The organism is Salaquimonas pukyongi (genome assembly GCF_001953055.1).
Taxonomy (GTDB): domain Bacteria; phylum Pseudomonadota; class Alphaproteobacteria; order Rhizobiales; family Rhizobiaceae; genus Salaquimonas; species Salaquimonas pukyongi.
Window position 1 is genome coordinate 2,998,306 of the sequence record NZ_CP019044.1, and the last position, 15,412, is coordinate 3,013,717.

Genomic DNA, 15,412 nt, shown 5'->3' on the forward strand with positions numbered 1-15,412 from the left:
AAGCGCCAATGAAGCGAATACTGTTTGTATGCCTGGGCAATATCTGCCGCTCGCCCCTTGCAGAAGGCCTGTTCAACCATCACCTGACACGGTCGGGAACGGAGTGGACCGCCACTGCCGATTCTGCAGGGACATCCGGCTGGCATGATGGCGAACCGCCCCATGAAGGCAGCATGAAGGCGGCAAACAAGCTTGGCGTTTCACTGGCCGGCCAGGTCTCCCGCCAGCTAACCCGGGCCGACTTTGCCGAATTCGACGTCATTCTTGGCATGGACCGCAGCAATGTGGAAAACCTTCGGCGGCTTGAAGCTGAAAACCCCGATGCGAAGGCGCAAATCGGGCTCTTTCTCGACTATGCCGGCCTCGGCATGAAAGATGTTCCCGATCCCTGGGGTCATGGAGAGGCCGCCTATGATGCCGTGGCACAGATGATCGGCCGTGCAACACCGGCCATCGCCGAACGGCTGCTGCGCTGACTAAAGATTTTCCCGGCTTTTTGGAACCCTTCGGGGTGGTTCGCCGTTATACCCATTGCCCATTCGCGCTGAACGAAAGCATGGAGGCCGCTTATGACCCGCCAGAGTATGAAAACCGAAATCGAGGAGATCGCCTCCAACCGGAAGCTGAACACACAAGAGCAGATCGCCGAACTGGAACGTTTGCGCGAAGACGTCCGCGCCCAGATGCGTGCCGAAACCGAAGGTGGCGCGGCCTCCGACAGGGATTTCGGGGAAGAACTGAAATTGCTCGACGAGGCGCTGGAAGCCCTCAATACCAAGCCGGAATCCATCGAGGACAGCGGCGCGGCCACCCTGTAGCTTTCCCCTTGCCCGATCAGCTATTGGCCTGAACCGGCTACTTTCCTGAACTGGTGAGCAGTGGCCGGATGGTTTTTTCAACCGCCTCCTGTGTCAGCGGCCCCACATGCTTGGCGAGAATCGCGCCGTCCGCACCGACGATGAAGCTTTCGGGGATGCCGTAGACCCCCCACTCAATGGCACCGCGGCCTTTCGGGTCAACACCGACCGCATCATACGGATTTCCAAGCTGGCCAAGAAACCGCAGGGCGTTTTGCGTGCGGTCCTTGTAGTTGATGCCGTAGATTGAAAACGCATCCTCCTTGCCCAGTTCCACCAGCACCGGGTGTTCCTGACGGCACGGGCCGCACCACGACGCCCATACATTGACGATTGCCAGCTTTCCGGCCGGTATGTTCCTTAGCAATTCCGGCGTCAGCGGCGGCACCGGCGCGCCTGCCTGCTTCAGTCCTTCCAGCGGAGCAAAAACAACCTCCGGCGCCGGTTTTCCGATCAGTGCGGAAGGAATATCGCTGCTTGCACCGCCATCGGCGAGTTGCTTGTAGAAAATCAATGCCAGCGCCAGGAAGACGATCAGCGGCAGAAGGGCAATCAGCATGCCCCGTCCCGAACCCTGGCCCGGGCGCGCGGCCGGCGTGCCTTTCTCGGATGCCGATTCTGCCGCCTTTCGCGAGGAATTTGCGTTCATTGGCTGGCCCTTTTGCGGGAGCGGGATGTCTCACCATCTTCCATGCGTTCGACTTCCCGTCTGCGCTGGCGGTAGGTAACGGCAATCCACACAACCAGTGCCGCGATCACCAGTGCGGTGATCGCATAGGACGGGATGATGAAGACAGCGTGCTTGCCGAACATGGATTGCCTACTTTCCCGCCTGTTTGAGCTTCATGACGCGGATGCGGCGGGCGAGAATCTCGTTGCGCATGTTCATCAGGTGCAGGGTAAAAAACAGCAGCGTGAAGGCGGCAGCCATGGTCAGCAGCGGATAAAGGAAAACCGCGTCCATCGCCGGGCGGCCGAAGCGCGAAACGGATGCCGGCTGGTGCAGCGTGTTCCACCAGTCGACGGAAAACTTGATAATCGGAATGTTGACGAACCCGACCAGCGTGACGATGGCAAGCGGTCTTGCCGCCTGCACCGGATCCTCGATGGCCCGCGACAGCGCCATGATGCCAAGATAGATCAGGAAGAGGATCAGAACGCTGGTCAGCCGCGCATCCCACACCCACCACGTGCCCCACATCGGCTTGCCCCAAAGTGAACCCGTCACCAGCGCCAGCAGGGTAAAGGCGGCGCCGATGGGCGCAGCCGCCCTGAGCGAAACGTCGGCCAGCGGATGGCGCCATACCAGGGTGCCAAGCGCTGAAATGCTCATCACCGAATAACACATCATGGCAAGCCAGGCGGACGGCACATGAATGAACATGATCTGCACCGTCGCGCCCTGCTGATAGTCTTGCGGGGCGGAAAAACCGAGATACAGACCGGTAGCGGCGGCAAGAAAGGCAAGCGCGGCAAGCCACGGGATCAGCCGCCCGGCCAGCGCCAAGAACCGCGTCGGATTGGCAAGCCGCGTCCACCAGGAGGCGGAGGCCTGGGCAATGCTCTGTGTGTTCGGGGTGCTGCTCATGGGCCTTTCATATAGTGGGTCATCGCCACGCGGTCACTCCGCAGAATGCCGCAGCATGAATGAGGCGGCAAGAGGGCCGAGAACTCCGGAAAACAGCGTCAACGCCAACAAGATCAGGAACGGCGCGGTAAACGGATCGGGGTCATAGAGCGCTCCATTGGTGGCCGTGATGCCGAAAATCAGCACCGGAATGACAAGCGGCAGGGTCAGGATAGCAATCAGCAGTCCACCGCGCGGCAGGGCCGAGGCAACGGCCGCAGATGCCGCACCAATGAAGGTAATGGCCGGCGTGCCGGCTGCAAGCGTTGCCATTACGGCGGCAATGCCCAGGGGCGAAACGTTTAGCATGACCCCGAACAAAGGCGTTGCGAGGATCAGCGGCAGGCCGCTGACGATCCAGTGGGCAAGACATTTGACAAGGACTGTCACCATCAGCGGATGAGGCTGCATGACGAGAATGTCGAGCGAGCCGTCCTCGCGCTCCATGGCAAACAGGCGGTCGAGCCCAAGCAGGCTTGCTAGCAGCGCGCCGATCCATAAGATTGCCGGGCCGATGCGGCCCAGCTGGTTGAGGTCAGGGCCGATGGCGAAGGGAAAAACGGTGACCACCGCCAGAAAAAACAGGACACCCATCAGTGCCCCGCCGCCGGCGCGAAGCGCGCCACGAACCTCACGGACAAGCAGCGCGGTCATCCCATATTCTCCGCCGTGAAGAAGGCATCGCCGTCAACGAAGCTGTTGAGCAAATCCACCTCAAGGGTTTTGGCATGGGAAAGCCCCAGCGGCAGGTGGGTGGCGGCGATGAGAATGCCGCCATCGCCGCAATGGGTACGGCAGAGTTCGGAAAACAGTTCGCTGGAACGGCTGTCGAGCCCAGAGGTCGGTTCGTCGGCGATCCATACGGGCTTTTTCGAAACCAGCAGGCGGCAGATCGCCACCCGGCGCTTCATCCCGGTCGAAAGATAGGAAAACGGAAGGTCGGCCACATGGGGAAGTTCAACCGCCAGCAGGGCTTCACCGATGGTCATTCCATCGTCCCCGGAGCCTGAAAACTCCTTCCAGAAAGAAAGGTTTTCATGCACGCTGAGCGCCGGTTTCATGGCATTCCTGGGGCCAAGATAGTGCATGTGTTCGCGAAAGATCAGCGGCTCGTCTTCTCCCTCGCCGGCACCTTCCAGCAGAAGCCGCCCGCCCGCCAGCGGCAACAGGCCGCAAAGCGCCCTGAGCAGGGTGGACTTTCCCGCGCCGTTTAAACCGGTAACCGTCAGCATCTCCCCCTTGCCAAGGGAGAAACTGACGTCCTGAACGATCCGCCGCAAGCCGCGATTGACCGAAATGGTGTCTGCCTCAAACCGCATCCGGCTTGTTTAGACCGTTTCCCATGACGATTGAAACACTTCTGTGCCGTTCCGCCTAAAACCAACCGCCTATTTGCACTTGAGGCAAAACCGCCTATAAGGCCCGCGACGGGCCAGCGGCCGGCCTGTTTTAGAAACCCTTTTCCTGCCGGTATCGCTCCCCGAAGGGCGCGGTTGTCTTGCAGGCTGATGCGCGGAAATGGTCGTACCCGCTGGAGCGTGCCGCACGCCTCGTGCTTTTCTGGCCCTCTCCAAAGGCGTGTTCCTCATTGGGCAGCATGCGCTGCCCGAACGCCAAGCGTAAGCCTGCATCGACGGTCATGCACTGGCAAGACACATGCAGACGGAACACGCATATGACGACTTCCCTCGACTCCTTCAAATGCCGCAAAACCATGACCGTGGGCGGCAAGAAGTACGACTATTATTCCCTGAAAGCTGCTGAAAAGAACGGGCTGAAGGGCATTTCCAAACTCCCCAATTCACTGAAGATCCTGCTGGAAAACGTACTGCGCCATGAAGACGGTTCGGCCATCAAGGCAGCCGACATCAAGGCGTTTTCAGCCTGGCTCCGCGACAAGGGCAAAAAGGGCAAGGAGATTGCCTTCAATCCGGCACGCGTGCTGATGCAGGACTTTACCGGCGTTCCCGCCGTTGTCGATTTGGCCGCCATGCGCGATGCCACCGTTTCCCTGGGCGGCAATCCGCAGAAGATCAATCCTCTGGTCCCCGTCGATCTTGTGATCGACCATTCGGTGATCGTCGACGAATTCGGTACTCCGCGAGCCTTCAAGCACAATGTGGAGCTTGAATACCAGCGCAATGGCGAGCGTTACCGCTTCCTGAAATGGGGCCAGCAGGCGTTCAAGAATTTCCGCGTCGTACCGCCGGGAACCGGCATCTGTCACCAGGTCAACGTTGAATATCTTGCCCAGACGGTCTGGTCCAGGAAGGAAAAGGTCAAAAAAGGCGGGAAAACGCAAACCGTTGAACTTGCCTATCCCGATACGGTGGTCGGCACCGATTCGCACACCACCATGGTCAACGGCCTTGGCGTGCTTGGCTGGGGCGTGGGCGGCATCGAGGCCGAGGCTGCCATGCTTGGCCAGCCGCAATCCATGCTGCTGCCCGAAGTCATCGGCTTTCGCCTGACCGGCAAGCCGCGGGACGGCATTACCGCCACCGACATCGTGCTGACGGTTACCCAGATGCTGCGCAAGAAGGGCGTTGTCGGCAAGTTCGTCGAATTCTTCGGCCCCGGCCTTGACCACATGTCGCTTGCCGATTGCGCCACCATCGCCAACATGGCACCGGAATACGGCGCCACCTGCGGCTTCTTCCCGGTCGACAAGGAAACCCTGCGCTATCTGACCATGACCGGCCGCAAGCCGGCCCGCGTCGCACTGGTTGAAAAATACTGCAAATCGCAGGGCCTGTTCCGCACCACCCGCTCCGAAGAACCGGTCTTTACCGACACGATTGAGCTCGACCTGGACGAGGTTGTGCCCTCCCTCGCCGGCCCCAAGCGCCCCGAGCACCGCGTGGCGCTTGAAAATGTCTCGGAGAACTTTTCCGATGGGCTGGCAACCGAATACAAGAAGACGGTCGATGCCGACCGCCGCTACAAGGTTGAGGGCGAAAACTACGACCTTGGCCATGGCGATGTCGCCATCGCTGCCATTACCTCCTGCACCAACACGTCCAACCCCTCGGTGTTGATTGCCGCCGGCCTGGTGGCGCGAAATGCCGTCAAGCTCGGCCTGAAAACCAAGCCCTGGGTCAAGACCTCCCTGGCGCCGGGCTCCCAGGTAGTTGCCGACTATCTGAAAAATTCCGGACTGCAGAAGGACCTCAACAAGCTTGGCTTCAACATTGTCGGCTTCGGTTGCACCACCTGTATCGGCAATTCCGGCCCGCTGCCGCCGGCGATCTCCAAGACCATCAACGACAAGGGGCTGATCGCCGCCTCGGTGCTTTCAGGCAATCGCAACTTCGAGGGAAGGATATCACCGGACGTGCAGGCAAACTATCTGGCCTCCCCGCCACTGGTGGTCATCCATGCACTTGCCGGCACGGTAACCCGCGATCTGACGCGCGAACCGATCGGCGAGGACAAAAAGGGCAATCCGGTCTACCTGAAAGACATCTGGCCGTCCTCAAAGGAAGTCCAGGGCTTCATCGACAAATACGTCACCAAGAAGCTGTTCAAGGAAAAATACGCCGACGTCTTCAAGGGCGATGCCAACTGGCGCAAGGTCAAGGTGCCTGCCGGCGAGACCTATGCCTGGGACGCAAAATCCACCTATGTGCAGAACCCGCCCTATTTCGAGGGCATGACCATGCAGACCGACGGCATCTCCGATATTGAGGGCGCCCGCATTCTGGGTCTGTTCGGCGACAAGATCACCACCGACCACATTTCTCCGGCCGGTTCGATCAAGGCTGCTTCACCCGCCGGAAAGTATCTTACCGACAACGGCGTGAAGGTGGTCGACTTCAACCAGTATGGCACGCGCCGCGGAAATCATGAGGTGATGATGCGCGGCACCTTTGCCAACATCCGCATCCGCAACCACATGCTGGGACCGAACGGACAGGAAGGCGGCTATACGATCCACTATCCCTCGAAAAAGGAGATGTCGATCTTCGACGCTGCCATGCAATACAAGAAGGAAGGCGTTCCGCTGGTTGTTTTTGCCGGTGGCGAATACGGCAACGGTTCCTCACGCGACTGGGCGGCAAAGGGCACGAACCTGCTCGGCGTGCGGGCGGTCATCGCGCCGTCTTTCGAACGCATCCACCGTTCGAACCTGGTGGGCATGGGCGTCGTTCCCTTCGTGCTGGACGAAGGCACGACCTGGCAGTCGCTGGGACTGAACGGCGATGAAACCGTTACCATTGAGGGAATCGAGAACGTCAAACCCCGCCAGCGGCTGGAAGCGGTCATTACCTTCGCCGACGGCAAGGTGAAGAAGGTGCCGGTGACCTGCCGCATCGATACCGCCGAGGAGATCGGTTATGTGAACCATGGCGGGATTTTGCACTACGTCCTGCGCAATCTGAACAAGGCAGCCTAGAGTGTGTCTTGTTTGGCTGGAAGCAGTTTGAATGGATGGATTTTTCGCCTCTGGCAAGGAGAAGACCACAGCAGGATGTTTATCCATCCTGCGAGGATTTCGACGAAGCCCGAGCGGAAAAGACGCCACAGGTGATGCAATACCATGTTGAATACCTTTTGTTCTGCAATCGCCTGAACCTGGTTCCCGGCGTTCAAACGATTCCATCCAACCAGGACACGCTCTAGGTTTACAATCCACGGAGTGCAAAAATATCTATTGATTTTGAAGGGCGGGGGAACCCGCCCTTTTTCTTTTCAAACAACTGATTTTACTACATTCAGGGCGGTCGGTAAGTCTGCCGGGATCGCCTGAAAACCCTTACGTGACGGAATATTTGCGCGTTTGCGTTACGTTTTTCTCACCGTTATTTGAATTTTGTTTGAACGGTCTTTCCCCTACCTAAATAAGGAACATTGCCGTGTGAGCAGCTTTGCAGCCGCCGGGCAAGCCGAACAGGAACTTTATCGATGCAGGGAAATGACAGAACAGACGGGCCGCGCCCCATGGCCGGGCGCCTTGCAGCCATGACGCTGGCGGCTGTACTTACTGCCGTATCGGGCGCAAACGCCCTTGCTGTCGAGTTTATCACGCCAAAGGCAGTGGTGGAACTGTTCACCAGCCAGGGCTGTTCTTCCTGTCCGCCGGCCGATGCCGCGCTTGGCGAGTTCAACGCCGGCAAGGAAATTCTCGGCCTGGCCATGCATGTCGACTACTGGGACCGTCTGGGCTGGAAGGATACCTTTGCCAGTCCGGAGAACACCGAGCGCCAGTGGCGTTATGCCGGCGCTCTGGGCGAGCGGCAGGTTTATACGCCCCAGGCCATCGTTAACGGCCGGGCCCATTTCGTCGGATCGCGCAAGGGCAACATTGTCCAGGCCGCCGAGCAGTTCTCGGATACCGGCAAGGGGCTCACGGTCCCCATTGATCTGACAACGGACGGCAATGTCATCTCCGTCTCCATCGCTCCATCGCCGGAAGCCAGGGACGCAACGCTGTACGCCATCTATTACAATTCAGAGGGTGAGGTTCATATTGAACACGGCGAAAACGCCGGGAAAACGATCACCTACTCCAACATTGTCCGCAAGATGGAAATGCTCGGCATGGCAGGGTCCGGCGGGATGGAACTGCAGTTTTCCATCCCGGACATTCGCCAGAAGGGCTTCACCGACTGCGCCCTCATCCTGCAGACCAAGACGGCAGACGGCCTGCCCGGCCCGATCATCGGTGCCAGTGTGATTTCCGGTATATAACTCCGATTACACGCCACCTGTTCGACCCGATAAAACCCCGAACAGGAACCCTGGACAAGAAAAGACCGGCAGTGTTTTCACATTGCCGGTCATTCAGTTTGGGGAAGCGTTGCCTCTTTTGTTCTGGCGCATCCGGCGGCCTTCTGGGTGGGGAGCCGCTGGTGCCGGACCCGGCCGGAATACTGGGGGCTGGGGGGGCTGGAAACCAGTATGTCCGGGCCGGGCCGTCTGAGGCAACAAGCCGAGAATTGACCCCGACCTTGGCGACAAGTGGGAGGAATTGCGGCCAAACCGTGAATTCTTTCTGCGCCGTCTGCCTGAGCGCCGGCCCTGCCCCTTGCCAAATTGCAGCGCACGACCCAAGATAACGGCAGGTTGCGTTGCAGTCGAAATCTTGGGGAAGAGGAGCGGCGACTTAATGAGCGACAATCCGGATTTGCGGGGAACCAGGCCGGGTCGTGCCGGCTTTCATTCACCTGAAGGCGGGGCCAGTACGGAAAACATCATCCGGATCGACCGAAGTACCACCACATCGAATACCGCTTCCGGCAAGATGCGGCAGGGCCAGCCGGCCATCGTTTCCTTCGACCGGCGGGAACTCGACCAGATCCTGCGCATCTACGGCTTCAAGGTGGCTGACGGCGAATGGAAAGACTATTCCATCGACATGCTGAAGGACCGTGCGGTGTTCTCGGTTTACCGCCGCGCCCACGACATGCCGCTGCACTGTATCGAGAAAGTGCCCAAGCTGGCCGCAAAGCAGGGCGCCTATGTGGTTACCGGTGCAGATGGCCGCATCCTCAAACGCGGTCACGAACTGGCAACCGTGCTGAAGGTTCTGGAAAAAAAGCGCCCGAAGCTCAGCGTGGTTTGAGTGCCAGGTTCAATCAGCTTTCAAACCGCTGCCTGAAACAGCAGGCCGGAAAGGATGGCACCACCAATCCCCAGGCCCAGATAGACCGCAAACACCCGTGCCCTGACCAGCGACCATACCGCCGCCATGGCCGGGATCGAACTGATCGCGCCGGCCACCATGAAGGCCATCGCGGCACCGGCGCTCATGCCCTGCTCGATCAGGCCTGCCAGCAGCGGCGGTGCCACATAGGAATTAAGATAGGCCGGCATGCCCACCAGCGCGGCAATGGCAATCGGCACGACGCCCTCTCCGCCAACGATACCGGCAATCAGGCTGGCGGGAACATAATGCACCAGCAGCGATTCCAGCACATAGGCCAGCGCCAGCCATTTTACCAAAAACAGAAGATTGTCCATGAACTCGGCCCGGAAGGTGCCGACGCGCCGTTCTTCCTGCCAGAACCGCCATGCCGGTGCGCCGCTGAACGGGTCTGGCCCGCAGCCACAGCCCTTGCGCCGGTATTCGCGCAACGGTTCTGAAAATCCGCCCCGCGCCATCACCAGCTTGATGATGAACCCGCCGGCAAGCCCGACGCCAACAGCTGCAACCGCCTTGCCGATGGCAAACGGCCAGCCGAGCGCAGCAGCGGTGATCAGCAGCGTCGGCGGATCGATCAGCGGCGAGGAAAGCCAGAATGCCATCACCGCAGACAATGGCGCACCGAGCGCCAGCAGGCCCGCAATGAAGGGAATAACCTCGCAGGAGCAGAACGGCGCCAGTCCGCCAAACAGGGAAGCCAGCACGATCATTCTTGTTTCGCGGCCCTTGAAGGCATTGGCAATCAGCGTTTCGGCGCCCGATGCCTTCAGATAGGCGATGGTGGCAACCGCGAACAATATGAACGGCAACGTCCCGGCAAACGCCTTCAGCGCAAACTGCGTGAACGATCCCGTCGTTTCAGGATCAAATACTGCAACCAGCAACGGCACGAGGATGGTGAGCGTCCAGGGCGTGCGCAGCGGCTCCAGCAGCGCTTTCGCCGACGGGGGTGTCTGTCCGGTAATTTCAGTCATTGCGGTTTCCCTCTTCCGAACAGCACTCGGAAAGAATGAAGGCGGCCAGCGCCTCCAATTGATCATAATTTGCCCGGCTGATGATGCTGCGCCCGGCCTTTTCCTGAACAATGAGCCGCGCATCGGCGAGCACCTTCAAATGATGCGTCAGCGTGGATGCCGGAATGCCCAGGGTCGTCTGGATTTCGCTTACCGGCCGGCCACCATGCCCTGCCTTTACCAGCGCACGCAGAACCTCAAGCCGGGCCGTCGAGCCCATGGCGGTAAATCCTTCAGAAGCGTTGTCCGGGGTCATGCGCTATCCTATAATTCGATATTTCTAGAATTATCGAATTATAGGAACTTGTCAAGCCGCCGCCGCGTCATGCCGTCTTGGTGATGGTTTCCATCCGACCGGGCAGGCTTTCAGCGTCCGGCGGCATGGCGCCACCCGCACCCAGCGGCAATTGCATCAGCACGGTATCGAGCCATTGGCCGTGCTTCCAGCCCACATCTTTAAGCGTCCCCACCATGCGGAACCCGCAGGCCGCATGCACAGCCACCGAACCGGAATTGGCGCTGTCGCCGATGACAGCGATCATCTGCCTGAAACCGGCCTTTTCGCAGATGGAAACAAGCTCCATGAGCAATGTCTTGCCGTAGCCTTTCCCCCGGGCTCGCGCGTCTAGATAGATCGAGTTCTCCACCACGAAGCGGTAGGCGGGCCGCGCCCGGTACGGCCCGGCATAAGCATAACCCTGAACCGCACCGTCTGCTTCCAGCACCAGATAGGGATAGCCCTGGCAAACAAGGGCGTCATGACGGGCAATGAGATCGTCCCGCCCCGGCACGGTGAGCTCGAAACTTGCCGTGCCATGGGCAACCGCCTCGCCATAGATGGCGGTGACGGCATCAAAATCTTTTTCCTCGGCAGGGCGGATCAGGAAGGACATGGCTGGCTCGGCAAGGGGTCTGCGCGGGGAGCCAGAAAGCACACTTTTGGTGAAGCCTCAAACAAAAACGGCGCCCGAAAGGGCGCCGTTCCGATTGCCGTGTTCGCAGCTGTTACTCCCGGTTCCCCAGGAAGTGCAACAGGAACATGAACAGGTTGATGAAGTCGAGATACAGGTTCAGCGCACCCATGATAGCGGCGCGGCCCATCATCGTCTCGTCATGGGCAACATGGTCGTACATGCTCTTGATCTTCTGGGTATCCCAGGCCGTCAGTCCTGCAAACACCAGCACGCCAATCGCCGAGATGGCGAATTGCAGCGCGCTCGACTGCAGGAAGATGTTGACCACCATGGCGATGATCAGGCCGAACAGGCCCATGATCATGAACGATCCCATGGCGGAAAGGTCCCGCTTGGTGGTGTAGCCGTACAGGCTCAGCGCACCAAAGGCGGCAGCCGTGACGAAGAAGGTCTGGGTGATCGACGTCGCTGTGAAGACGAGGAAGATCGTCGACAGCGAAATGCCGACCAGGGCGGAGTAAATCCAGAAGGTCGTCTGCGCTGCGGCAACGCTCATCTTGTTGATGCGGAAACTGAGGAAGAAGACCAGCGCCAGCGGGGCCAGCATGACAACCCATTTCAACGGGCTGGTGTATAGCGTGGCGCCAAGCGCGGTCAGCTGGCCATCGGAAACCGCCAGGTTGAACGTTCCCAGCGCGGCAATGCCCGTAACGGCCAGTGCCAGGGCCATGTAGTTGTAGACCCGCAGCATGTAGGCACGCAGGCCTTGGTCAATCTCCGCTCCGGCAGTCTGGCCCGTAACAGAGCCATTGCGCAGCGGATTGTCGCGATAGTCAGCCATCTAATAAGTCTCCTCTTGAGGTGGCTTATGGTTGATCATTTCCGGACAGGGCCGGTTTGCAAGGAATATGACCCTTCAAGGGTCGCCATTCAAGAGCATGAAGACAAATCTTTGCGGCATTGCCGTGGCGGCACCAAGCCGGGTCAAAGCCCGGTTTGTACAGGCACTGCCTACAGTTCCCGCAAGACCGGCGCCGCCTTGCGGCCCAAAATGCGCCAGGTGCCGATCAGGCCGAAACCGACCGTCATCATCAGCGCGGCAAGGACGGTGAAACCGGCCACTGCCGGATCGAACGTGTAGGAAAACTCCATGATCCTTGAAACCACGAACCAGGCTGCCGCCGATCCTGCCGCAAGGGCGAAAACAGCGGTTACCAGGCCCAAAATGGCATATTCATAGACAAAGGCACGCACCAGCCGCCCACGGGTCGCACCCAGCGTCTTCAGCACGACGGCATCGTGCACCCGTGCCCGGTTGCCCGCTGCCAGTGCACCGCCCAGCACCAAAACGGATGCAATCAGCGCCACGGCGGCGGCAGACCGGATGGCCGTTGCAAGCTGACCTATCAGCCGGTTGACCGTATCGAGCGCCTCGCGCACCCGTACCGTGGTGACAGCAGGGTATTGTGCGGCAATGGCGCGGACAATCGCCCCGTCCCGTGCATCAAGTGCAGTGCGTTCTTCAGCGTCCTGTGCGACGTTATCCTCCAGCGTCAGCGTCGCCAGATGGGCGTGCGGTGCGCCGGCGAAGGTGTTGGGCGAAAACACCATGACGAAATTGATCGCCAGGGTCTCCCATTCGACATTTCTGAGCGAGGCAATGCGGGCGGTGATGTTTCGCCCAAGCACGTTGACGGTTACCGGATCGCCCACATCAAGACCGAGTTCGCCTGCTTCCTCGGCGGAAAAGGATACAAGCGGCTCGCCATCATAGTCCTCAGGCCACCACGTGCCCTTGGACAGGGTTGAATTCTCCGGAATGTTCCTTGCATAGGTTATGCCCCGGTCGCCGCGCAGTACCCAGCCCCCTTCCGAGCCGACAGGATAGTTCTCGGTACGGATGCCCCGCAACTCGGTAATCCTGCCGCGCAGCATGGGCACCGAAAAGACCTTTCCGTCCGGGGCAAGGCCGCTCAGCAGCGTTTCAAACGCATCCTTCTCGCCATTTTGGATGTCGACAAAGAAGAAGTCCGGCGCCCTTTCCGGCAGATTGTCGCTGACCTGGCGGCGCAGATTGCCGTCAATCAGCGCCAGCGCGACCAGGAGTGCAAGCCCCAGTCCGAGCGACAGGACGACCGAGGGAGTCAGCGCGCCTGGCCGGTGGATATTGGCAACCGCCATGCGCAGCTCGGTCGAGCGGGCATGGGGCATCGACTTCGCGCCCAGCTGAATGAGCAGGGCGACCACACGCAACAACACAAAGGCAAAGGCAATCGCGCCCACAAAAACGCTGGCAATATAGCGGTTTTCGGAGGTGAGGATGGCAAGCCCCACAAGAAGGGCGACGCAGGCCGCCAGCGCAAGCAAATAGCCTGCTTTCGGCCATCCCCCAAAATCAATGCCGCCCTGCCCGCGGAAAAGATCGGTCGCCGGCACTTCGCGCGCAATGGCAAGCGGCCAGATGGCAAAGACCAGAGCGGTCAAAAAGCCATAAATGGCGCCGGCAACGAGTGGCCCCGCAGCAAGGGAAGATGATTGCGGAAGAGGCAATACGCCGGCAAGCGCCCAGCCGGCAAGCGCCGGCATCAGCGCGCCGAGCGCAAGGCCGATCAATATGCCGCCCGCCGCAATCAGCAGGATCTGCACCAGATAGACATTGAAGATGAAACCGCCGGGCGCCCCGAGCGACTTGAACGTCGCAATCACCGGCCGTTTGGCTTCCAGAAACGCGCGCACCGCATTGGCAACGCCTACCCCGCCGACGATGAGGGCCGTCAGCCCGACCAGGGTGAGGAAATCGGAAAACCGTTCGATGTTGCGCGAAAGCGCAGGCGCGGCATTTTCCCGCGAGCGCAAGCGCCATCCGGCATCGGGAAAGCGTTCTCGCGCCTGTTCGGCAAAGCGTTTCACATTGGCGGGTGAAGCGTCGTCGAAACGAACCCGCCAGGTATGGCGAACCAGCGAACCGGGTTTGACCAGATCGGCAGCCTTGAGCGCCTCCATCGACATCAAGACGCGGGGCCCGAAGCCGAAATTTTCTCCCAAGCGATCCGGCTCCGAAACGATACCATCGCTGATGGTGAATTCCGCCGCTCCCAATTTCAACTGGTCGCCGGTCTGAAGGCCCAGCCGCTCGCCCAGCAGGCCTTCCATGGCGATTGCCCTGCCGCCCAACTCCTCCGCAGTAATCGAGCCGGCCTCTCCTTCGAGGGTGCCGTATAGCGGATAGGCATCATCGACCGCCTTCAACTCGACCAGCGTCTGATCGGATCCATCCAGCTTGCGGGCCATGGTGCGCAGCGTGGTGGATTTCGTGACGGCTCCATAGCTTTCAAGGAACGCCAATTGCTGGGGATCAAGCTCGCGCTGAACCAGCGAGGCAGAGACATCTCCACCCAGAATTTTCTGGCCTTCTTCCGCGATCCCGCTGGTGATCGATCCGGCGACGGAATTGACACCGGAAATGGCCGCCACGCCAAGCGCGATACAGGTCAGGAAGACATAAAACCCCCGCAATCCGCCACGCAGCTCCCGCATTGCAAAGCGCAAGGCAAGCAGGAACCCTGCAGAACCGGCGGCAGCCTGCCCGGCATCCACAGAACCCTGATCCTGAGCGCTTTGCCCCTGAGCGGGAGCAGTGTCGGCGGTGCGGGCGTCCATCAGGCAGCTTTCCTTCCGCCGTCAGGCAGAATGCGGCCCGAGGAAACCCGTATCATGCGGTCACAGCGCTTCGCCAGATTGGCATCATGGGTTACCAGCAAAAGCGTCGCCCCGCGCTCTTTCTGCTTTGCAAACAGAAGATCGGCAATCTGGTCGCCTGTCCTGCGGTCCAGATTGCCGGTCGGTTCGTCCGCTACGATCAGGCGCGGCGAAGGTGCCAGCGCCCTGGCAATCGCAACGCGCTGCTGCTCCCCGCCGGACATCTGGCCGGGATAGTGGTGGAGCCGGCCTCCAAGACCCACTGCCTCAAGTTCAAGCGTTGCCTTTTCGAAAGCCTCCCCGTCTCCGGCAAGTTCCAGAGGCACGGCAACGTTTTCAAGCGCCGTCATGTTGGGAATGAGGTGAAAGGACTGGAAGACAATGCCGATATTGCGCCCGCGAAAGGCGGCCAGCGCATCCTCGCTCTTGCCGGAGAGATCTTCTCCCGCCACCTCAACCACGCCGCTGTCGGCTCTTTCGAGCCCGCCCAGGACCATCAGCAGCGTCGACTTGCCGGAACCCGACGGCCCGACAATGCCGGCCGATTCCCCCTGCGCCACATCAAGGTCGATTTCCTTGAGCACGTGAACCTTGGAGGCGGCATCGCCCAGGGTAAGATCGACCTTGCGCAGCCGGATGGCGGGCGCAGCAACGGT

15 protein-coding genes and 1 pseudogene are annotated in these 15,412 nt (G+C 60.1%); 5 read left to right on the plus strand and 11 right to left on the minus strand.

Annotation, left to right across the window (positions count from 1 at the left end):
- Positions 1-8: 8 nt before the first annotated feature.
- Positions 9-476: a low molecular weight protein-tyrosine-phosphatase gene (locus BVL55_RS14450; protein ID WP_075998190.1), complete on the plus strand. Its 468-nt coding sequence runs from the start codon at positions 9-11 to the stop codon at positions 474-476.
- A 93-nt stretch (positions 477-569) separates the two neighbouring features.
- Positions 570-818, plus strand: coding sequence for a hypothetical protein (locus BVL55_RS14455; protein WP_156892564.1), 249 nt, complete (start codon positions 570-572; stop codon positions 816-818).
- 37 nt (positions 819-855) lie between these two features.
- Here the strand turns inward: BVL55_RS14455 and BVL55_RS14460 are convergent, their stop codons facing one another.
- The 5 genes and pseudogenes from BVL55_RS14460 to ccmA all read right to left on the minus strand — a co-directional run.
- A complete protein-coding gene (locus tag BVL55_RS14460; protein ID WP_075998191.1) occupies positions 856-1,416 on the minus strand; it encodes a DsbE family thiol:disulfide interchange protein in 561 nt (186 codons plus the stop codon).
- A gap of 86 nt (positions 1,417-1,502) precedes the next feature.
- The gene (ccmD, locus tag BVL55_RS14465; RefSeq protein ID WP_075997491.1) at positions 1,503-1,670 is read right to left on the minus strand and encodes a heme exporter protein CcmD; all 168 of its coding nucleotides are present in this window, start codon (positions 1,668-1,670) and stop codon (positions 1,503-1,505) included.
- A gap of 7 nt (positions 1,671-1,677) precedes the next feature.
- Positions 1,678-2,445: a heme ABC transporter permease gene (locus BVL55_RS14470; protein ID WP_075997492.1), complete on the minus strand. Its 768-nt coding sequence runs from the start codon at positions 2,443-2,445 to the stop codon at positions 1,678-1,680.
- Between the two features lie 33 nt (positions 2,446-2,478).
- A complete protein-coding gene (ccmB, locus tag BVL55_RS14475) occupies positions 2,479-3,138 on the minus strand; it encodes a heme exporter protein CcmB (protein WP_075997493.1) in 660 nt (219 codons plus the stop codon).
- Positions 3,135-3,740: pseudogene (gene ccmA, locus BVL55_RS14480) on the minus strand (heme ABC exporter ATP-binding protein CcmA); the annotation flags it as partial. The gene ccmB and the pseudogene ccmA, both read right to left, overlap by 4 nt.
- A 419-nt stretch (positions 3,741-4,159) precedes the next feature.
- Here ccmA and acnA point away from each other — a divergent pair.
- From acnA to BVL55_RS14505, 3 genes are all read left to right on the plus strand, one after another.
- Entirely contained in the window at positions 4,160-6,880 is a 2,721-nt protein-coding gene (acnA, locus tag BVL55_RS14490) for an aconitate hydratase AcnA (protein ID WP_075997496.1), read from the plus strand.
- A gap of 509 nt (positions 6,881-7,389) precedes the next feature.
- Positions 7,390-8,175, plus strand: a complete 786-nt coding sequence (locus tag BVL55_RS14500) for a DUF1223 domain-containing protein (protein ID WP_083649561.1) — start codon at positions 7,390-7,392, stop codon at positions 8,173-8,175.
- Between the two features lie 418 nt (positions 8,176-8,593).
- On the plus strand, positions 8,594-9,049 hold the full coding sequence (locus tag BVL55_RS14505; RefSeq protein WP_075997499.1) for a DUF2794 domain-containing protein: 456 nt from the start codon (positions 8,594-8,596) through the stop codon (positions 9,047-9,049).
- 20 nt (positions 9,050-9,069) lie between these two features.
- Here the strand turns inward: BVL55_RS14505 and BVL55_RS14510 are convergent, their stop codons facing one another.
- The 6 genes from BVL55_RS14510 to BVL55_RS14535 all read right to left on the minus strand — a co-directional run bounded on the left by BVL55_RS14510 (position 9,070) and on the right by BVL55_RS14535 (position 15,394).
- Complete coding sequence (locus tag BVL55_RS14510; protein WP_075997500.1) at positions 9,070-10,104, minus strand: permease; 1,035 nt, start codon at positions 10,102-10,104, stop codon at positions 9,070-9,072.
- Positions 10,097-10,399: an ArsR/SmtB family transcription factor gene (locus BVL55_RS14515; protein WP_075997501.1), complete on the minus strand. Its 303-nt coding sequence runs from the start codon at positions 10,397-10,399 to the stop codon at positions 10,097-10,099. Before BVL55_RS14515 ends, BVL55_RS14510 begins: the two co-directional genes overlap by 8 nt.
- A gap of 67 nt (positions 10,400-10,466) precedes the next feature.
- Complete coding sequence (locus BVL55_RS14520) at positions 10,467-11,036, minus strand: GNAT family N-acetyltransferase (protein WP_075997502.1); 570 nt, start codon at positions 11,034-11,036, stop codon at positions 10,467-10,469.
- 112 nt (positions 11,037-11,148) lie between these two features.
- A complete protein-coding gene (locus BVL55_RS14525; RefSeq protein WP_075997503.1) occupies positions 11,149-11,898 on the minus strand; it encodes a Bax inhibitor-1/YccA family protein in 750 nt (249 codons plus the stop codon).
- Between the two features lie 170 nt (positions 11,899-12,068).
- Positions 12,069-14,594, minus strand: coding sequence for an ABC transporter permease (locus BVL55_RS14530; RefSeq protein WP_075998192.1), 2,526 nt, complete (start codon positions 14,592-14,594; stop codon positions 12,069-12,071).
- A 122-nt stretch (positions 14,595-14,716) separates the two neighbouring features.
- Positions 14,717-15,394 carry an ABC transporter ATP-binding protein gene (locus BVL55_RS14535; protein ID WP_075998193.1) on the minus strand — a complete coding sequence of 226 codons (678 nt, stop codon included), beginning with the start codon at positions 15,392-15,394 and terminating at the stop codon, positions 14,717-14,719.
- Between the last annotated feature and the right edge of the window lie 18 nt (positions 15,395-15,412).